Source organism: Actinoplanes cyaneus, from assembly GCF_016862095.1.
Taxonomy (GTDB): Bacteria; Actinomycetota; Actinomycetes; order Mycobacteriales; family Micromonosporaceae; genus Actinoplanes; species Actinoplanes cyaneus.
This window is the reverse complement of sequence record NZ_BOMH01000039.1, coordinates 85,838-103,683: the sequence shown is the minus strand read 5'-3', so window position 1 is coordinate 103,683 and position 17,846 is coordinate 85,838. Positions and strand designations below refer to the sequence as shown.

Sequence of the window (17,846 nt, the reverse complement as noted above, 5' to 3'; positions counted from 1 at the left end):
CGGGGAGGAACACCAATGAGCACCGCAACGGTGACCCGTACGCCCATTCCGGACGACGACCTGGCGGCCGAGGCCGATGAGGACAACACCGACTACGTCACGTTCGACATGGCCGACGAACGGTACGCCTTCCCGATGCGCCGCGTGCAGGAGATCATCCGCATGCCGGCCGTGGTCAAGGTGCCGCTCGGCCCACCCTCGCTGGAGGGTCTGGCCAACCTGCGCGGCCGGGTGCTGCCGGTGGTCAGCCTGCGCCGATGCTGCGACATGAGCCAGACCGGGCACGACGAGACCACCAGGGTGATCGTGGTGGACGGCGGCGTGCCGCTGGGCTTCGTGGTGGACCGGGTCGCCAGTGTCATCAGCATCGACCCGTCGGCGCTGGAGGCGGCCGACGCGGTGCAGTCGACGGTCCAGTCCGACGTCCTGGTCGGCGTGATCAAGGCGGACGACGGCGACATGACCACCGTCCTGGACGTGGACCGGCTGATCGGCGCCCAGTTCGCCCGGCTCGCCGAACGTGGCGTCCGGGAGAGCAGCGCCGCGGGCCGGATCCCGGCCGAGCCGGACGCCGACGCCGAGTCGGACGACACCCTGGAACTGGTCAGCTTCGCGGTCGAGGGCCAGGAGTACGCGCTCCCCCTCGACCAGGTGCAGGAGATCGTGCAGGCACCGGAATCGGTCAGCCATGTCCCGAACGCGGGCAGCCGGGTGCTGGGCGTGATCGACCTGCGCGGCCGGCTTCTCCCGGTGGTGAGCATGCGGCGGGTCTTCGGGCTGCCGGTGACGCCGCTGGAGCCGAAGAACCGCATCGTCGTCGTCTCGCTGGAGGGCGGCGTGGTGGGGGTGGTGATGGACACCGTTCGCGAGGTCCTCCGGGTGCCGCACCAACTGGTCGCGCCGCTGCCCTCGGTGGTGGCCGGCGACGGCCGCAAGACCGAGGTGGAGTCGGTGTGCCGGCTCGAGGACGGCAAGCGGCTGGTGTCGGTGCTCAGCGTGAACCGGATGTTCGACTCGCCCGAGGTACGCAACGAGATCGCCGACTATCAGGAGGGCGACGCGATGATGCCGCAACAGCAGAGCGCGACGGCCGGTGACGACGGGCGGGGCGACGAGGAGCTGTTCGTCGTGTTCCGGCTCGACGACGAGGAGTATGCGGTCGACGTCGACACCGTGCAGGAGATCATCCGGGTGCCGGAGGCCCTGATACGGGTGCCCAAGTCCTTCAGCTTCGTGGAGGGTCTGGTCAACCTGCGCGGCACCGTTCTGCCGGTGGTCGACCTGCGGACCCGGCTCGGGCTGGAACGCGTCGAACGTGACGAGCGCCAGCGGATCGTGGTGCTGATCATCGGCGGGGTGCGCACCGGCTTCATCGTCGATTCGGTGGCCGAGGTGGCCCGGGTCGGGCGCAACGTGCTGGAGCCGGCCCCGGAGCTCTCCGCCGAGCAGGCACGGCTGGTCTCCCGGGTGGCCAACCTGCCGGATCAGCAACGGATGTTGTTGCTCGTGCAGGTGGATCAGCTGCTCGCGGCGGAGCAGGCGGCGGAGGCGGCCGAGCTCTGCGAGGCCGTCTGCGACGAGGCTCTCGCCGGCGTCTGACGGGATCTCAGGCATGTCTACCTCCGTTCTGGTCGTCGACGACTCGGCGCTGATGCGCCGGGCGCTGAAGGGCATGCTCGCCGATGCCGGCGATTTCGAGGTGCACACCGCCCGCAACGGGGTGGATGCGCTGGAGCAACTGGATCGGGTCCACCCCGACGTGGTCACCCTGGACGTGAACATGCCGGAGATGGACGGGCTCACCTGCCTGGCGAAGATCATGGAGAAGCAGCCCACGCCGGTGGTCATGGTCTCCTCGCTGACCGAGCACAACGCTCTGGTGACGTTGGAGGCGCTGCAGTTGGGCGCGGTGGACTATGTTGCCAAACCCGGCGGCACCGTCTCGCTCAACATCGATGAGGTCGCCAAGGAACTGGTCGACAAGGTCCGGGATGCCGCACGGGCGAAACTGAAGCGGGCCGGCGGGCTGACCGCCCGGATCCGGGCCGCCCCGAGGCCGCCCGCCGAGCGCAAGAGCGCGGTCGGCGCGGTCGACCTCGTGCTGATCGGGTCGTCGACCGGTGGTCCGGCGCTGCTCTCCGAGCTGCTTCCGGGACTGCCGGCCACGCTCGGCGCGCCGGTGGTGCTGGCCCAGCACATTCCGGCCTCCTTCACCGCGGCGCTGGCCCGCCGTCTCGACGACGCCTGTGCCCTGCGGGTGGTCGAGGTGGACCGGATCATGACACTGCAGCGGGGCTGTATCTACATCGGCCGCGGCAACGCCGACGTGGTGGTGGCCCGGCGCGGCGATGGACTGATCGTGAAATCCGTGCCGGCGGCCGCCGAGTACCGCTGGCATCCGAGTGTGGACCGTCTGGTCGGCTCCGCCCGGCGCTACATCGACCCGCAGCGGCTCGTCTGCGCGTTGCTGACCGGGATGGGTGACGACGGGGCGACCGAGATGGCCGCCGTCAAGGACGGCGGCGGCCGCACCATCGCCGAGTCCGAGGAGACGGCGGTGGTCTGGGGCATGCCCGGCGAACTGGCCCGCCGGGGCGGGGCCACCGAGGTGCTGCCCGCGTACGAGATCGCCGCACGACTGGCCGACTGGGTGCGCTGAGCGCGCGGGAAGGTAGATCACCATGGGACTCGTCCGCAAACCGGCCTCCGCCCCACCGGAGGAGGCCGTTCCGGAGAAGCCATCGGTGCAGACGCTCCTCCAACAGGTGCACGACGACGACCCGGAGCTGCGGCGGGAAGCCGCGCTGAGCCTGGTCGAGGTCACCGAGGCGGTGCCGGTCCTGCTGGCCCGGGTGGGGGTGGAGACCGAGGCCCGGGTCCGCGACGCGGTGCTGACCACCCTGGCCGCGCACGACACCGCCACGGTGGCGGCGGGCCTGGCCGTGCACCTCGCCAGTGACGAGGCGTCCCTGCGGACGGCGGTGGCGGAGGCCCTGGCCACCATGCCCGGTTCGGCTCTGGACCTGATGCCGGACCTGCTCGCCGCACCGGACCACGACGTCCGGGTGATGACCGCGATGATCCTGGCCGACCTGCCGCACCCGGACGCGAAGACCTGGCTGCTCCGGATGATTGCGGACGACCCGCATCCGAACGTGGTCACCGGCGCCATCGACGCCCTGCTGCCGGCCGCTGACGCCGGCGACGCGCCGGTTCTCCAGGCCGCCGTGCAGCGTTTCCCGGACGACCCGTTCCTGCGCTTCACCGTGCAGGCGGCACTGCCCCGGCTGACCGGGACGGCGTGATGACCAGCACGTCCACCGGCAGCGCGCTCTCCGACGCCGACTTCGAGCGGTTCACCGAGTACTTCTACAAACGCACCGGCATCCACTTCACGTCGGCCAAGCGGTACTTCGTCGACAAGCGCATCGACACCTGCATCCGCAACTCGTCCTACGAGACGTTCCTGACCTGGTTCGCCGCTCTGCGCATGGCCGACAAGACGGACATGCTCCAGCAGGTGATCAACGAGCTGACCGTCAACGAGACGTACTTCCTGCGCGAGGACTACCAGTTCGACGCGATGCTCAGCACGGTCCTGCCGGCCACGCTGGCGGCCCGCGGCGGGGTGTCCCGGATCGTCGGGCCGGTCAAGATCCTCTCCCTGCCCTGCTCGACCGGCGAGGAGCCGTACTCGATCGCGCTGCGCCTGCTCGAGGAGTGGGAGCAGATCGACCATGTCGACGTGGAGATCCACGGGGCCGACATCGACAGCGAGGTGCTGGCCAAAGCGGCCCATGCCAGTTACGGCGAGCGCTCCCTGCAGCGGGTGCCGAAGAGCTGGGTGAACAAGTACTTCACCGCGGTGGGGGCCGGCCGCTACCAGGTCGACGAGGGGATCCGCAGCGCGGTCACCCTGCACAAGATGAACATCTGCGACACCGCGGCGATGAAGGCCTTCCGCGACTTCGACGTGATCTTCTGCCGCAACGTGCTGATCTACTTCGACGAGCTGTCCAGCCGCCGGGCCGCCGAGAACCTCTACGGCGCGCTGCGTCCCGGCGGCTATCTCTTCCTCGGGCACTCCGAGTCGATGAGCCGGATCTCGCCGATCTTCACGCCGACCCGCCTGCCGGAGGGCATCGTCTACCAGCGACCGACCGGAGCGAAGTGATGACCCGAGTTTTGGTAGTGGACGACGCCGCGACCGTGCGGCTCTATCACACCAGCCTGCTCCAGGAAGCCGGCTTCGAGGTGGCCGAGGCGGCGAACGGCCTGGAAGCCGTCGAGGCGGCTATGACCACGCCCTTCGACCTGTTCGTGGTCGACGTCAACATGCCGAAGATGAACGGCTACGCGTGCGTGGAGACGCTGCGCTCGGAGACCGTCGGGACGGCCGCGCCGGTCCTGATGATCAGCACCGAGGACCGGCCCGGTGACGCCGACCGGGCGTACCAGGCCGGGGCGAACCTCTACATGGTCAAGCCGGTCGACGCTGAACGCCTGGTCCGGGTGGCGACCATGCTGACCTCCGGAAAGGGCCCAGCGGCATGAATCCGCTGCTCGCGCAGTTCCTGGCGGAGGCGAACGACCTGCTCGCCTCGGTCGACGACGGCCTGCTCCAGCTGGAGCGCAACCCCGGCGACCCGGAGCTGGTCAACGAGGTGTTCCGGGCCGCGCACACGTTCAAGGGCTCGTCCGGCCTCTTCGACTTCCCGGAGCTGACCCGGCTCACCCACGCCGCCGAGGACCTGCTGGACGCGGTCCGCGGCGGCCGGCTGGCGCTGGACTCCGGGATGGCCGACGACCTGCTGGCCGCGTTCGACCTGATCCGCGGCTGGCTCGCGCACGTCACCGCGCACGAGCGCCTGCCCGCCACGGCCGGCCAGGACGCGGCCGGCCTGATCACCAAGCTGCGGGCCCCGCTGGGCGGCGAGACCGTGGCAACCGATCAAGGTCAAGAGCCTTCCGCCGTACGCCGGATAGATCCACCCCCGGAGTGGCTCGCGCCTCTCGGCACGGAGTGGCTGATCGAGACCGCCGCCTGGCTGAGCACCACCGCGTCGACCCTGCGCTTCGTGCGGTACCTGCCGGACCAGGACTGCTTCTTCCGCGCCGAGGACCCGCTGCACCTGGTTCGTCAGGTGCCCGGCCTGGACCGGATGACGGTGATCCGCCCCGAGCAGTGGCCGCCGCGCGAGGAGTACGACGAGTATGCCTGCCTGCTCTCCTTCGTCGTCGCCACCCGCGCCTCCACCGGCGAGCTGGAGTACCTGTTCCGCTACGTCCCCGACCAGATCAGCATCGTCGAGCTGGACGGCGCCGCGATCAACCGTCACCTGGAGGGCGAGGAGGCCGAGGACCTCGAAACGGTCCCGGCGGCCGCCCCGGACGCGCTGCACGTCGACGCCCGGCTGGCCGCCGACGCCCGGGCCGTGCTCACCGCCGCCCACCGCACCCTCGCCGTCGGCGAGCCGACCGGCACCCAGCTGCTCGCCCTGATCGGCTCGGTCACCTCGGCGGCGCTGGCACTCGGCGTCCCGCTGGACCTGACCGGCGCCGACCGGGAAGCGGTGAACGCCGCCGTCGAGGGCGTGCTGGGCCGCGCCCCGATCGAGCCGGCCGCCACCCCGCCGGCGGTCGACCATCCGGTGCTGGCCGCGCTGGCCGCCCCGCCCGCGGCGACCCCGGCCGGGGCTCCGGCCGACCTGCCGGCGGCCCGGGCCGACGACCCCGGCGGGCAGGTCGGCACCCGGGTCCTCAAGGTCGACCAGGAGAAGGTGGACCGGCTGATGGAGCTGGTCGGCGAGCTGAACGTGGCCAAGAACGGGCTCACGTTCCTGGCCGCCGCGGCCGAGGAGGAGTTCGGCAGCCGGGCGCTCAGCCGCCGCATCAAGGACCAGTACTCCGGCATGCACCGGATCGCCGAGGAGTTGCAGGCGGCCGTCATGGACGTCCGGATGCTGCCGCTCTCGGTGGCCTTCGGCCGCTTCCCGCGGCTGGTCCGGGACCTGAGCCGGCGCCTCGGCAAGACCATCGAGCTGGTCACCGAGGGCGACGACACGATGGCCGACAAGGACGTCATCGAGGCGCTCGGCGACCCGCTCGTCCACCTGGTCCGCAACAGCCTCGACCACGGGATCGAGACCTCCGACGAGCGGATCGCCGCCGGCAAGCCGGGCACCGCGCGGCTCACCCTCGCGGCGGTCGCCGACGGGGACGCGGTGCTGGTCGAGGTCTCGGACGACGGCCGGGGCGTGGACCCGATGCGGGTCAAGCGGAAGGCGTACGAGAAAGGCCTGATCTCCGAGGAAGAACTGGAGTCCCTCAGCGACACCGAGGCCGTGGACCTGGTCTTCCGCGCCGGCTTCTCCACCGCCGACCAGATCTCCGACCTGTCCGGGCGCGGTGTCGGGATGGACGCCGTCCGGGCCAGCGTGGAGAAGCTCGGCGGCACCGTGACCATGCGCTCCGAACTGGGCAGCGGAACCGTCACCCGGCTGCGGCTGCCACTGTCCATGGCGGTCACCCAGGTGATGGTGGTCAGCGTGGCCGGCCAGCGCTTCGGCGTCCCGGTCGACCTGGTCGTGGAGACGGTCCGGGTGCCGGCCGCCGAGATGGGCCGGGTCCTGCACCAGGACGTCGTGGTCATGCGCGGCGAGGTGGTGCCGGTGATCGACCTGGCCCGGGCGCTGCAGATGCCCTGGGCGCCGGACGACAGCCGGGACCGCGCGGTGCTGATCGTCTCCGTGAACGGGCAGCGGGTCGGCCTGCTGGTCGAGCAGTTCCACCGCGAGGTCGACGTGATCCTCAAGCCGATGGAGGGTCTGCTCGCCTACGCCGACGAGTTCTCCGGCACCGCCCTGCTCGGCGACGGCCTGGTGCTCCTGGTCCTGAACCTGAAGGAGGTGCTCGGACTTGCCGCTCGAGCTGCATGACGAGAATGCCAGCCTGATCGGGGTGGTGACGGTCGACGAGGTGGAGCAGCTCGTCGGCTGGCTGCGATCCAGCCAGCGACCCCGGGTCAGCCTTCGCCGATGCAACCATCTGCACACCGGCGCACTCCAAGCCCTGCTGCTTTTCCGGCCGAAGATTTCAGCAGCACCGAAAGACGCCTTCCTGGCGGCCCAGGTGCTGCCGCTGCTCACCGGAGCCGGCGGGGACACCAGCCGACAGGGGAACGAACCGCCATGACCACCGTGATGCTCGTCGACGACTCCGCCACCATGCTGATGAGCCTGAAGTCGATCCTGACCAAGGCCGGTTACACCGTTGAGACGGCCGGCCACGGCAAGGAGGCACTGGACAAGCTCGGCAAGGGGCTCAAGCCGAACCTGATCATCAGTGACGTCAACATGCCGCAGATGGACGGAATCACCTTCGTCCGTGAGGCCCGCAAGTCCCCGGGCATGCGGTTCACGCCGATGCTGATGCTGACCACCGAGTCGGAGCAGTCCAAGCGGGCCGAGGCGAAGACCGCCGGAGCCACCGGCTGGCTGGTCAAGCCGGTCGGACCGGACCAGCTGCTCGGCGTGATCAAGCAGGTTCTGCCCGGCGCCTGAGCGCCCCTTCCCGCATCGTTTCGGAGGTATCGCATGGCCAGCCTTCTCCGCAGGCACTCGCAGGCTCCGGAGGAATCGGAGCAGCGGGGCGTACGGGGAGACGTCGTGGCCGAGGCACTGGAGCCGATCCCCGCGTTCTGCGAGGTGATCGACGGCCACGTGAAGGACGTCATCGACCAGACCGGCGAGGCCGCGCACGCGATCGTCCAGCAGATGGTGAAAGTCGACTCGCTCGCCGAGGTGATGGCCGGCGACGTGTCCCAGCTCGCCGGCACGCTGACCCGTACCGAGAAGGAGCTGAGTCAGGTCAGCTCCTCCAACGACCAGTTGGTCGGCCGTCTGATCTCGTACTTCCTCTACCGTGACCACCAGATCCGCGCCCTGGTCGACCAGATGCGCGACCTCAACGAGCACGTCACCCAGATCGAGCAGGTCAGCCGGGCCACCAACATCCTCGCCCTGAACGCCATGATCGAGGCGGTCCGGGCCGGTGAGGCCGGTGAGGGCTTCTCGGTCGTCGCCGACGAGGTGCGCAAGCTGGCGCACCGCTCGTCGGAGGCGGCGCACGGAATCGGCAGCAGCATCGCCGACCTGACCGCCAAGCTCGACGGGGTCCTCTCCGACGACACCCAGTTCGACCGGGCGCAGGAGTTCCCGGCCAACGACGAGGACACCGCGATGACGCGCCGGCTGGGCGGCATCGCCAACGCCCAGCGGGAGATGTCGGAGATGGTCAGCGGCATCCTGCGGGACACCATCGCAGCCGCCCGGCAGGTCCAGCAGAGCTCCGACACGCTGGTCTCGGAGACCACCCAGGCGGTCGGTCATGTCCAGTTCCAGGACATCAGCCGTCAGATGCTGGAGCATGTGGCTGAGGCGGTCGCCGACGTGCGCCGGCAGGCCGAGGCCGTCTCCGGGTACGCACGGGGCGAGATCAGCGCCGAGGCGATCCGGGACGGGGCCATCAACGTCGAGGATCTGCGCGCCAAGCACGTGATGGCCCGGCAGCGGTTCACCCATGCCGCGCAGACCGGCATCGCGGAGCAGGACGCGAACGAACCGTTAATCGAGCTGTTCTGACAGGGGAAGAGGGCCTCACGATGGCTCGCATCGAGGACTACGGCCACGAGGCGCCGACCGAGCAGGACGCCGTCAAGGCCTTCGCTGACCTGGTCGGACCGAAGATGGCCGAAGGGCTGTGGACCCTGGCCGTGCAGTCGCTCGGCATGCAGCGGCCGGTCACCACCCCCGCCGACCTGCGCCGGGTGGCCGAGCACGTGATGGAGGTCGGCGAGCTGAGCCGGGTGGCCGGCCGCTCGCTGAAGGTCCGGCTGATCACCTACGAGGCGCTGGCCCGGACGGTCACGTCGTGAGGCTGACGCACTATCCGCAGCTGGCCGACCACGGCCGCCTGCGCGAGATCGCCCGGCTCGGCCTCGACCGGGAGGAACACCGCCCCTACCTGACCGAGGTGGTCGAGCAGGTGGCGGACCGGCTCGGCACCCCGTTCGCGGTCGTCGACGTCCTGCTCGACGACGCCCAGGTGTTCCTGGCCGGGTGCGGCCCGATCCCCGGCTGGCTCGCCGAGGTGGGCGGCACGCCGATCGAGTGGGCGTTCTGCACGCCGATGCTCGAGCACCGGGTGCCGCACGCCGTCGAGGACTTCACCCTGGACCCGGTCCACCGGCAGAACCCCCTTGTCGCGGTCGAGGGGCTGCGGTCGTACATCGGCGCGCCGCTCATCTCCTCGGAGGGCTTCGTCCTCGGCGGCCTGTGCGCGCTGGACCTGCGCCGCCGCCAGTTCGACGACCGCGACCTGGAATACCTCACCGACATGGCGGCCAGGACGGTCCGCCGCATCGAGGACCAGGCCAAGGCGGCATCATGACGGCATGACGTTTTCGCTGCCCATTCCGGCCGAGGCCAACGCGCTGCTGGACCGGAGCCCGCTGGCCGTGCTGCTGGGCCTCGTCCTGGACCAGCAGATCACCATGGAGAAGGCGTTCACCTCGCCACTGGTGCTGGCCCAGCGACTGGGTCACGAGCCGACCGCCACCGAGCTCGCCGACTTCGACCCCGAGGCGCTGCTCGCGCACTTCGCGACCCCGCCCGCGCTGCACCGCTTCCCGAAGGCGATGGCCGCCCGGGTCCAGGAGGTCTGCCGGGTCATCGCCGATCAGTACGACGGTGACGTCGAAGCTCTCTGGCGGGACGCGCCGAGCGGCGCCGAGCTGTACAAACGGATCTTCGCGCTGCCCGGGTTCGGCAAGCAGAAGGCGCAGATCCTGGTGGCGCTGCTCGGCAAGCAGATCGGCGTGCGGCCTGCCGGCTGGCGCGAGGCCGCCGGTGGTTACGGCGACGAGGGCGCGTACCGCTCGGTTGCCGACATCGTCGACGATGAATCGCTGACCAAGGTCCGGGAGTACAAGAAGGCCGCGAAGGCAGAGGCCAAAGCCGCAAAAGGTTAGTCCGGGTGGCCGATGGGCCCGGACCGGTGCAAGGATGGCGGGGTCGGACGGAGACCCCTGTGAAGAAGCCGCCCTCGGTGGTGATCACCGACGCCGCGCGGAGCCCCGGCGACCAGCTGCACAGCCGGGAGATCCGCTACGTCACGATGATGGGCGCCCGCGTCGCCTGCCTCATCGTCGGCGGGGTCCTGGTCAGCCTCGACGTGCCGTTGCTGCCGATCTGGCTGACCCTGTGCGTGGCCGGCATGGTGCTCCTGCCGTGGATGGCGGTCCTGATCGCCAACGACCGCGCGCCCAAGACCAAGGCGGAGCGCGCCGCCGACGCCGCCGCCCGGGAGCACCGTCAGAACGCGCTGGCCGACACCCCCGTGGCGTCCGGCGAGCCGGTCACGATCGACTCGGAGATCGTGGATCCCGACAAGACCCATTAGCACGCCCGGCTTCCACGAGCCCGCGGCGCCCTGCGCCGGACGCTCGCGAGGTCGCTGGTGGTCACGGCAGGCGCGCGGCTCGAGCTCTCGGCTGGTGCTCATGGGCGTTATGAGGAACGAATAACGCCCATGAGCACCAGCCGGAAACCGTGGGTCGCGCTGCGGCCGGGAGGTGTGACGGTCTCGCGTGCCGGACGCACGGGGGCCGCGCTGCGGCTCGGGCGTGTGGCGGTCAGGCGGGGCGGGCGCCCATGCGCTGGACCGCGGCCGCGCCCAGGGCCGCGCCGGCGGTCAGGGCCGCTTGAGGGGCGGCTCCGGTGAGCCAGGCGGCGAGCAGCCCGGCCGCGAAGGCGTCACCCGCGCCGGTCGAGTCCTTGACCGGGACCGCCGGGGCCGGGGCGGACCACGAGGACCCGTCCCGGGAGGCCCAGACCGCGCCGGCCGCTCCCCGCTTCACCACGGCGTGCCGGACGACCGAGGTCAGGCGGGCGGCCTGCGACGACGGCGAGCCCGGCCCGGCCAGCACGTCGGCCTCGTCGGCGTTGCACAGGAGCAGGTCTGCCTCGCGTACCCAAGCCAGGAAGAGCTCGGCCCCCGCATCGCGCAAGGGGGCAGCGGAGGCCGCGTCGACGCTCACTGTGAGTCCCCGGTCCTTGGCGGCTGTGAGGGCCGCCAGGCCGGCGGGCCTGGACCCGGCGTGCAGCAACGGGTACCCGGAGAGGTGCAGGTGGCTGCCGGGCGGCGCGGCCGAGACGATCGCGGTGACGTGCGCGGGGTCGAGCAGCAGGCAGGCGCCCCGATCGGTGATCATGGTGCGCTCGCCGTCGCCGGTCAGCACGACGACGCTGCCGGTCACCGCGCCCGCGTGGACCTGGATCGCGTCGCCCACCCCGGCCGCGACCAGTTCGGCGACGCGATCCCGGCCGGCTGGGTCGTCCCCGACCGCGGCCACCAGGTACACACCGTCCAGCCCTGAACCTTCCAGCCCTGGACCGGCCGGTGCTCGACCGTCCAGCACGCGCCTGCGCGGTTCCTGCCCGTCCGGGGCTGGGCTGTCCGGCGCTCGGGTGGCCGGCGTCGTGGGCTGCGCGGCACGGGCCAGCCAGGCGGCCGTGTTGGCCGCCTGACCGCCGCCGCTCACCCGGATGGCGGCGGCGGTGTCCGAGCCGGGCCGGATCGGCCCGTCGTGCTCGACCAGCACGTCGGTGACCAGGTCACCGACGACGATCACGGCCCCCACGGCTCAGGCCGGCACGGAGAAGCCCACCGGCGCGGCCGGCCCGGTGCTCTCGGCCACCGCGATCCTGGCGGCCAGGGCGGCGTTGCGCAGGATGATCCGGACGTTGGTCGCCAGGCTCTGCCCGTCGGTGCTGGAGTGGAAGTGCGCCAGCAGGAACGGGGTGACCGCCTTGCCGGTGACGCCCTGCTCGGCCAGCAGCGCCAGGCCGGACTCCAGGGTCCGGTCGTGCAGCGCCGGGTCCAGCTGCTCGTCGATGGGCAGCGGGTTGGCCAGCACCAGCGCGCCGGTCGTCACCTCCTGGTCGCGGCGGGCCCGGATGAAGTCGGCCACCTGCTCGGGGGTGTCGAGCTGCCAGTCCACGTCGAAGCCGCCGTCGGTGATGAAGAAGCCGGGGAAGCGCTTCGTGCCGTAACCGGCCACCGACACGCCCAGGGTCTCCAGCCGCTCCAGCGTGGCGCCGACGTCGAGAATCGACTTGACCCCGGCGCAGACCACCACGATCGGGGTCCGGGCGAGCGCGGTCAGGTCGGCCGACTCGTCGAACGTGAGGTTCGCCTCGCGGTGCACCCCGCCCAGCCCGCCGGTGGCGAACACCCCGACCCCGGCCGCGGCGGCGACCGCGCTGGTCGCGGCGACCGTGGTGGCGCCGTCGGCCCGCTTGGCGGCGGCGATGGCCAGATCCCGCACGGAGAGCTTGGCCACGTCGCCGGCGAGCGCCAGGTGCTCGATCTGGGCGTCGTCCAGGCCCACGATCAGCTCGCCGCCGATCATGCCGATGGTGGCGGGCACCGCGCCGTTGTCCCGGACGGTCTGCTCGATCTCCCGCGCGACCCGCAGATTGTCCGGGTGCGGCAGGCCGTGCGAGATGATGGTGCTCTCCAGGGCCACGACGGGGCGGCCGTCCCGGCGGGCACGGGTCACGTGCTCGCCGTAGCGAATAGCGAAGTCAGTCACGCTGACCAACGTTACGGGCCTGGGCAGCGACGTTGTCGTTGGACCGGTCAGGCGTGAGGTGCAAGACTTGTCGGCTGGAGCTTGCTCCAAGACTGACTTTTTCTCCTGAAGGGCAGATACCCGTGAGCACCCAGATTCTGGAGCGTCCGGAGACCAAGGACGCCGACACCGGTCCGGAGATGTTCCACTACGTGCGCAAGGAAAAGATCGCCGAGAGCGCGGTCATGGGCAGCTTCGTGGTCGCCCTCTGCGGGGAGACGTTCCCGGTGACGAAGACCCCGAAGAAGGGCTCGCCGGTCTGCCCGCAGTGCAAGGAGATCTACGAAGCCATGAAGGCCTGACCGGGGCGTGACGGGCGGATTCGGCCTGCTCGTCGCGGATCTGATCGGGGTGGCGGTGTTCGCCGCCTCCGGCGCCTCGGCCGGCGTCGCGAAGCGCCTCGACCTGTTCGGGGTGGCGTTCGTGGGCTTCGCCTCGGCGCTGGGCGAGGGCATCCTGCGCGACTTGACGATCGGCGCGGTCCCACCGCTGGCCTTCGCGGACTGGCGGTACGCGGTGACCGCGGTGCTCGCCTCGGTCGCGGTGTTCTGGCTGCACCCGAGACTGAACCGGGTGCGGCGGACGGTGCTCGTGCTGGACGCCGCCGGCCTCGGTCTGTTCACCGCGACCGGCACCTTGAAGGCGCTGACGGCGGGAGTGCCGCCGGTCGGCGCGTGCCTGCTGGGCATGCTCACCGCGATCGGCGGTGGCCTGACGCGCGACCTGCTCACCGGAGAGATCCCGACGGTGCTCCAACGTGACATCTACGCGAGCGTCGCCCTTGGCGGGGCGATTCTCGTCACCATTCTGCAGCGGCTCGGCCACACCGGTCTGATCGCGCTGGCCGGCGCCGCGGCATTGATGACCGGGGTGCGCCTGCTGGCGCTCTACCGTCGCTGGTCGGCACCGGTGGCGGTGCCGTAGCCGCCGATCGCACCCGGCCACGGCTATGCTGGAACCTCGCCTCCGCGAGCTCTGCCGCGGAGGTTTTTCCATGGATTGAAGGGATCACCGGAGCTTGAGCCCGTCTGTGCCGAACCTGGAGATCTTCCCGCCGCTGCGGGCGTGGCAGCGCAAGGCGATGGTGGAATACCTGCGCCGCCGTTCCGAGGACTTCATGGCCGTGGCGACGCCCGGCGCCGGCAAGACCACGTTCGCGCTGCGCCTGGCCGCGGAGATGCTGAACGACGGCACGGTCGACGCGGTGACGGTGGTCTGCCCGACCGAGCACCTGAAGACCCAGTGGGCCCAGGCCGCGGCCCGGGTCGGCATCCAGCTCGACCCGAAGTTCCGCAACGCGGACATCCACTCCGCGCGCGACTTCCACGGCGCCGTCGTGACGTACGCGCAGGTCGGCATGGCGCCTCAGGTGCACAAGCGCCGCACGATCACCCGCCGCACGTTCGTCATCCTGGACGAGATCCACCACGCGGGTGACGCGCGGACCTGGGGTGACGGGGTCAAGGACGCGTTCGAGCCGGCCGAGCGGCGCCTGCTGCTCACCGGGACCCCGTTCCGCTCGGACGAGAACCCGATCCCCTTCGTGCAGTACGAACGGGGCCCGGACGGGATCCAGCGGTCGAAGGCCGACTCCGTCTACGGGTACGCGGACGCGCTGAAGGACCGGGTCGTGCGGCCGGTCATGTTCATGGCGTACTCGGGGGAGACCCGCTGGCGCACCAACGCCGGCGACGAGCTGGCCGCCCGTCTCGGCGAGCCGATGACCAAGGACCTGATCGCGCAGGCGTGGCGGACCGCCCTGGACCACCGCGGCGAGTGGATGCCCCAGGTGATGGGCGCCGCGCACAACCGGCTCCTGCGGGTCCGCGAGGGCATGCCGGACGCGGGTGGCCTGGTCATCGCGAGCGACCAGACCGCCGCCCGGGCGTACGCGAAGCTGCTCCACGACCTCACCGGCGAGTCCCCGACGGTGGTCCTCTCCGACGACGACGGCGCGTCCGGCCGGATCGCCGAGTTCGCCGCCTCCGACAAGTTGTGGATGGTCGCCGTCCGGATGGTGTCCGAGGGCGTCGACATCCCGCGCCTGGCCGTCGGCGTCTACGCCACCAGCGCCTCCACGCCGCTCTACTTCGCGCAGGCGATCGGCCGGTTCGTCCGGTCCCGTCAGCCCGGCGAGACCGCCACCGTCTTCCTGCCCAGCGTGCCGCACCTGCTCGGGCTGGCCAGCGAGATGGAGGCGGAACGCAATCACGTCCTCGGCGCGCCCAAGGAGAAGGACGGGCTCGACGACGACGTCCTGGAGCGGGCGCAGAAGTCCGAGGACGCGCTCGGCGACCTGGACAAGCAGTTCGAGGCGCTCTCCGCGACCGCCGAGCTGGAGCAAGTCATCTACGACGGCACGGCGTTCGGCCTGCCGGCCCGGACCGGCACCGCCGAGGAGGCCGACTACCTGGGCCTGCCCGGGCTGCTCACCCCGGACGAGGTCTCGATGCTGCTGAACAAGCGGCAGTCCGAGCAGCTGGCCGCGCAGAAACGGCAGGAGGCGGAGACGGCGAGGAACGCGCCCGAGCCGCCCCCGGTCGAGAAGATCGTGCCGATGAGCGCGGGGGAGCGGCGGGCCACCCTGCGGCGTCAGCTGAACACCCTGGTCGCCGCGCACCACCACCGGACCAACCTGCCGCACGGCAAGATCCACGCCGAGTTGCGCCGGCTCTGCGGCGGCCCGCCCAGCGCGCAGGCCACCATCGAGCAGCTCGAGGAGCGGATCGCCACGATCCAGACGCTGTAGCTCCTGTTCTGGTGATCCCGCGGGGCTGCGCCGGCGTCAGCCACCACCTCGGCCTCGCCGCGGACCCACGTGATCCACAAAGCGAAGCCGGTTTCCTCGCCTCGCCTCTCCGCCGGTCGATAGGTTGCCGGGGAGGTGCTGATGCGGGAGATCACACAGCACGCGGTACGCCTGATGGAGCGCGCGCAGACCGGTGACCCGGCCGGCGCGCTGGCCGAGGCCGAGACCGTCCTGCGGGCCGCCACCGGCGACCTCGTGGACGGGCCCGCCTGCATGCACTTCGTCCGGGTCGTCGCGCACATCGCGCAGTCCGACCCGCGCGGCGCGATCGCCGCCGTCGAGCCGATGCTGGCCGCGGCGGCGCGCGAGGGCAGCGGCGGGTGGCAGGCCTGCGCCCTGGCCAGCCGAGCCTGGCAGCGGCTGCGGCTGGGCGAGCTGGACGCTACCGAGCACGACCTGGACGGCGTCCTGCACGACCTGGTCGCCGCGGAGCTGCTCGCCGCCGGCGAGGCGGATCCGGTGGCCGCGGTCAACTCGCGGGTCGCGGTCGCCATCGGCTATTACGAGCTCCGGTTGTACGAGCTGGTGGAACCGCAGTTCCGCAGCGCCTACGAGATGAGCGCCGCGGACTGCGAGCAGAACGGCAACCGCGCCATGTGGCTCATCAACCTGGCCGAGCTGCACCTGCGCTGGGCGCTCGAGCTCTACCAGATCGACCGGGTGGCCGAGGCGGAGTCGCACACGGCCGAGGCGGAGCGGTACGCCGTCCGGGCCGCTGCCGAGGTCTCCGGCGCCGACGCGGCCGTGTGGCGGGACAACGCGCTGCTCTACGCCGCGTGCGCCCGCGCCGACCGGCACGATCCGGCCGGTGCCGCTGTCGACATCGAGCGGTACCGCGGGCGCCTGCGCGAACGTGGCTTCGCGTCGGAGGCGCTGGCGCTGAGCCCACCGTTCCACGGGGTGGCGCTGAAGCGCTCGGGTCACCCGGAGGCGGCTCTCGCCGTTCTGGCCGACGCGGCCGCGGAACTGCCGCCGGACGCGGACTGGCTCGTCGCCGCGAGCACCCACCGGACCCGGGCGGTGCTCCTGGTCCACCTCGGGTCGGCGGATGCCGTGGCGACCCTCGCCTACGGGGACAGCCTGGCCGCGGCGCTCTGGCGTCAGCGGCTCAACACCCTGCACGCCGCCCGGACCATGCACGACCTGGCAGCGCTGCGGCGCCAGCACGAGCAGGTCGCGCGGGCCGCCGACCTGGACCCGCTGACCGGCATCGCGAACCGGCGCGCCTTCGACCGGGCGGTCGAGGCGGCCGCCGGCCGGCTCGGCCCGGTCGCGGTCCTGCTGGTGGACACCGACAAGTTCAAGGTGATCAACGACACCCGGGGGCACGCGGCGGGGGACGAGGCGCTGCGGGCGATCGCCGGGGCGCTGGCCGCTCAGGTGGGTCCTTGTGACCTGGTCGCGCGACTCGGCGGGGACGAGTTCGCCGCGCTGCTCCCGGACGTGGACGCGGCGGGCGCGGCGACGATCGCGGCCCGGATGGTCCAGGCGGTCCGTGACATCCCGGACTGCATCGCCACGGTCAGCGTAGGCATCGCCCTGGGCCTGTCCACCGACCTGAAATGCCTGCTGGACCGTGCCGACGAAGCCATGTACCGCATCAAGCGCCGCGGCGGTGACGGCTTCCACGACGCCGGCCACCCCCCACACGCCCGAGCCGCCTGACCACCACGCCGCGAACCCGTATGACGGCTGCCTGCGCTGTTCCCGGCTGTGAGCGCCGGCCGGGTTGCGCGATGCCCGGCCACCCGCGGGCGCGCCGCATGCCGGGTCAGCCTGGGACGTGGCGTGGGTTCTTTTGAGCGGGACCACCCATGGAGATCGCCCTGGAGGGCTTTGCGTTCTGGGCCGGTCACGGCCCTGCGAAGCCCGGAAGGGTCCCCGCGGGAGCAACGATGAAGGACCACAGCGGAGAGGGGACATGAAGATCTTGAAGTTGATCTGCCGCCTGACCGCGTCCGGGAGAGCTCATCTGCGCCTGACCGCGTCTGGGAAAGCTTATCTGCGCCTGACCGTGGGCGGGCACGGCGAAGGGCGCCTCCACAGGAGGCGCCCCCGGTCACGCGTCTTCAGTTTTGGGGGACCGCTGATTGCCGTTAGTTGCTGGAGTTCGACATCATGTTCGCGCCACGCCAGGTGAATTCCGGATCGGCGGAGAACTGCACCGCGATCTTCACCAGGTCCTCGGCGTAACGGTTGGCGTGGTGGCCACAGAAGACGAGGTCACCACCACCAGCCAGGGTCAAACGGAGCTTCCCTGCTGCATTGCAGCGGTCGCACCGTTCATCGGCTGCTGTGCCGGCCAGGCTTCCCGCTGGCGGCGTGAGAGTCGGGGTCATCGCC

Annotated in this window: 20 protein-coding genes; 17 read left to right on the top strand and 3 right to left on the bottom strand. The window is 71.3% G+C overall.

Annotated elements, in window-relative coordinates:
• Window positions 1-15: 15 nt before the first annotated feature.
• The 13 genes from Acy02nite_RS26270 (at window position 16) to Acy02nite_RS26210 (ending at window position 10,461) form a co-directional block, all read left to right on the top strand.
• A complete protein-coding gene (locus tag Acy02nite_RS26270; RefSeq protein ID WP_203745107.1) occupies window positions 16-1,599 on the top strand; it encodes a chemotaxis protein CheW in 1,584 nt (527 codons plus the stop codon).
• 13 nt (window positions 1,600-1,612) lie between these two features.
• Complete coding sequence (gene cheB, locus Acy02nite_RS26265) at window positions 1,613-2,659, top strand: chemotaxis-specific protein-glutamate methyltransferase CheB (RefSeq protein ID WP_203745105.1); 1,047 nt, start codon at window positions 1,613-1,615, stop codon at window positions 2,657-2,659.
• Window positions 2,660-2,744: 85 nt separating this feature from the next.
• A complete protein-coding gene (locus tag Acy02nite_RS26260) occupies window positions 2,745-3,305 on the top strand; it encodes a HEAT repeat domain-containing protein (protein ID WP_239175220.1) in 561 nt (186 codons plus the stop codon).
• A complete protein-coding gene (locus Acy02nite_RS26255; protein ID WP_203745101.1) occupies window positions 3,305-4,174 on the top strand; it encodes a CheR family methyltransferase in 870 nt (289 codons plus the stop codon). Before Acy02nite_RS26260 ends, Acy02nite_RS26255 begins: the two co-directional genes overlap by 1 nt.
• Window positions 4,174-4,554, top strand: coding sequence for a response regulator (locus Acy02nite_RS26250; protein ID WP_203745099.1), 381 nt, complete (start codon window positions 4,174-4,176; stop codon window positions 4,552-4,554). Before Acy02nite_RS26255 ends, Acy02nite_RS26250 begins: the two co-directional genes overlap by 1 nt.
• A complete protein-coding gene (locus Acy02nite_RS26245; RefSeq protein ID WP_203745097.1) occupies window positions 4,551-6,938 on the top strand; it encodes a chemotaxis protein CheA in 2,388 nt (795 codons plus the stop codon). Before Acy02nite_RS26250 ends, Acy02nite_RS26245 begins: the two co-directional genes overlap by 4 nt.
• On the top strand, window positions 6,919-7,194 hold the full coding sequence (locus Acy02nite_RS26240) for a hypothetical protein (protein ID WP_203745095.1): 276 nt from the start codon (window positions 6,919-6,921) through the stop codon (window positions 7,192-7,194). Before Acy02nite_RS26245 ends, Acy02nite_RS26240 begins: the two co-directional genes overlap by 20 nt.
• A complete protein-coding gene (locus Acy02nite_RS26235) occupies window positions 7,191-7,562 on the top strand; it encodes a response regulator (RefSeq protein WP_203745093.1) in 372 nt (123 codons plus the stop codon). Before Acy02nite_RS26240 ends, Acy02nite_RS26235 begins: the two co-directional genes overlap by 4 nt.
• Before the next feature lie 33 nt (window positions 7,563-7,595).
• A complete protein-coding gene (locus Acy02nite_RS26230) occupies window positions 7,596-8,642 on the top strand; it encodes a methyl-accepting chemotaxis protein (RefSeq protein ID WP_203745091.1) in 1,047 nt (348 codons plus the stop codon).
• Window positions 8,643-8,662: 20 nt separating this feature from the next.
• Entirely contained in the window at window positions 8,663-8,935 is a 273-nt protein-coding gene (locus tag Acy02nite_RS26225) for a hypothetical protein (RefSeq protein WP_203745089.1), read from the top strand.
• Window positions 8,932-9,450, top strand: a complete 519-nt coding sequence (locus tag Acy02nite_RS26220) for a GAF domain-containing protein (RefSeq protein ID WP_203745087.1) — start codon at window positions 8,932-8,934, stop codon at window positions 9,448-9,450. The genes Acy02nite_RS26225 and Acy02nite_RS26220 overlap by 4 nt, the downstream gene beginning before the upstream one ends.
• A 4-nt stretch (window positions 9,451-9,454) precedes the next feature.
• Window positions 9,455-10,030, top strand: a complete 576-nt coding sequence (locus Acy02nite_RS26215; RefSeq protein ID WP_203745085.1) for an HhH-GPD-type base excision DNA repair protein — start codon at window positions 9,455-9,457, stop codon at window positions 10,028-10,030.
• 59 nt (window positions 10,031-10,089) lie between these two features.
• Window positions 10,090-10,461, top strand: a complete 372-nt coding sequence (locus Acy02nite_RS26210) for a DUF3099 domain-containing protein (RefSeq protein ID WP_203745083.1) — start codon at window positions 10,090-10,092, stop codon at window positions 10,459-10,461.
• Window positions 10,462-10,693: 232 nt separating this feature from the next.
• Here the strand turns inward: Acy02nite_RS26210 and Acy02nite_RS26205 are convergent, their stop codons facing one another.
• Complete coding sequence (locus tag Acy02nite_RS26205) at window positions 10,694-11,701, bottom strand: carbohydrate kinase family protein (protein ID WP_239175219.1); 1,008 nt, start codon at window positions 11,699-11,701, stop codon at window positions 10,694-10,696.
• Between the two features lie 3 nt (window positions 11,702-11,704).
• Window positions 11,705-12,655, bottom strand: a complete 951-nt coding sequence (locus Acy02nite_RS26195) for a pseudouridine-5'-phosphate glycosidase (protein WP_203745081.1) — start codon at window positions 12,653-12,655, stop codon at window positions 11,705-11,707.
• A 116-nt stretch (window positions 12,656-12,771) separates the two neighbouring features.
• Between Acy02nite_RS26195 and Acy02nite_RS26190 the strand changes: the two genes are divergently transcribed.
• The 4 genes from Acy02nite_RS26190 to Acy02nite_RS26175 all read left to right on the top strand — a co-directional run bounded on the left by Acy02nite_RS26190 (window position 12,772) and on the right by Acy02nite_RS26175 (window position 17,168).
• Entirely contained in the window at window positions 12,772-12,996 is a 225-nt protein-coding gene (locus Acy02nite_RS26190) for a DUF3039 domain-containing protein (protein ID WP_203745276.1), read from the top strand.
• A 7-nt stretch (window positions 12,997-13,003) separates the two neighbouring features.
• On the top strand, window positions 13,004-13,618 hold the full coding sequence (locus Acy02nite_RS26185) for a trimeric intracellular cation channel family protein (protein WP_203745079.1): 615 nt from the start codon (window positions 13,004-13,006) through the stop codon (window positions 13,616-13,618).
• Window positions 13,619-13,712: 94 nt separating this feature from the next.
• Complete coding sequence (locus tag Acy02nite_RS26180) at window positions 13,713-15,443, top strand: DEAD/DEAH box helicase (RefSeq protein WP_203745077.1); 1,731 nt, start codon at window positions 13,713-13,715, stop codon at window positions 15,441-15,443.
• 141 nt (window positions 15,444-15,584) lie between these two features.
• Window positions 15,585-17,168 (top strand): GGDEF domain-containing protein, encoded by a 1,584-nt coding sequence (locus tag Acy02nite_RS26175; RefSeq protein ID WP_203745074.1) that lies wholly within the window; start codon window positions 15,585-15,587, stop codon window positions 17,166-17,168.
• Window positions 17,169-17,599: 431 nt separating this feature from the next.
• Here the strand turns inward: Acy02nite_RS26175 and Acy02nite_RS26170 are convergent, their stop codons facing one another.
• Window positions 17,600-17,842, bottom strand: coding sequence for a DUF7455 domain-containing protein (locus tag Acy02nite_RS26170; protein WP_014694059.1), 243 nt, complete (start codon window positions 17,840-17,842; stop codon window positions 17,600-17,602).
• Between the last annotated feature and the right edge of the window lie 4 nt (window positions 17,843-17,846).

What these genes read in the sequence shown, in the direction of transcription:
- Acy02nite_RS26175 (WP_203745074.1), top strand. Translation starts at nt 15,585, where the DNA reads ATGCGGGAGATCACACAGCACGCGGTACGCCTGATGGAGCGCGCGCAG.
- Acy02nite_RS26255 (WP_203745101.1), top strand. Translation starts at nt 3,305, where the DNA reads ATGACCAGCACGTCCACCGGCAGCGCGCTCTCCGACGCCGACTTCGAG.
- Acy02nite_RS26170 (WP_014694059.1), bottom strand. Translation starts at nt 17,842, where the DNA reads ATGACCCCGACTCTCACGCCGCCAGCGGGAAGCCTGGCCGGCACAGCA.
- cheB (WP_203745105.1), top strand. Translation starts at nt 1,613, where the DNA reads ATGTCTACCTCCGTTCTGGTCGTCGACGACTCGGCGCTGATGCGCCGG.
- Acy02nite_RS26245 (WP_203745097.1), top strand. Translation starts at nt 4,551, where the DNA reads ATGAATCCGCTGCTCGCGCAGTTCCTGGCGGAGGCGAACGACCTGCTC.
- Acy02nite_RS26235 (WP_203745093.1), top strand. Translation starts at nt 7,191, where the DNA reads ATGACCACCGTGATGCTCGTCGACGACTCCGCCACCATGCTGATGAGC.
- Acy02nite_RS26270 (WP_203745107.1), top strand. Translation starts at nt 16, where the DNA reads ATGAGCACCGCAACGGTGACCCGTACGCCCATTCCGGACGACGACCTG.
- Acy02nite_RS26215 (WP_203745085.1), top strand. Translation starts at nt 9,455, where the DNA reads ATGACGTTTTCGCTGCCCATTCCGGCCGAGGCCAACGCGCTGCTGGAC.
- Acy02nite_RS26230 (WP_203745091.1), top strand. Translation starts at nt 7,596, where the DNA reads ATGGCCAGCCTTCTCCGCAGGCACTCGCAGGCTCCGGAGGAATCGGAG.
- Acy02nite_RS26250 (WP_203745099.1), top strand. Translation starts at nt 4,174, where the DNA reads ATGACCCGAGTTTTGGTAGTGGACGACGCCGCGACCGTGCGGCTCTAT.
- Acy02nite_RS26225 (WP_203745089.1), top strand. Translation starts at nt 8,663, where the DNA reads ATGGCTCGCATCGAGGACTACGGCCACGAGGCGCCGACCGAGCAGGAC.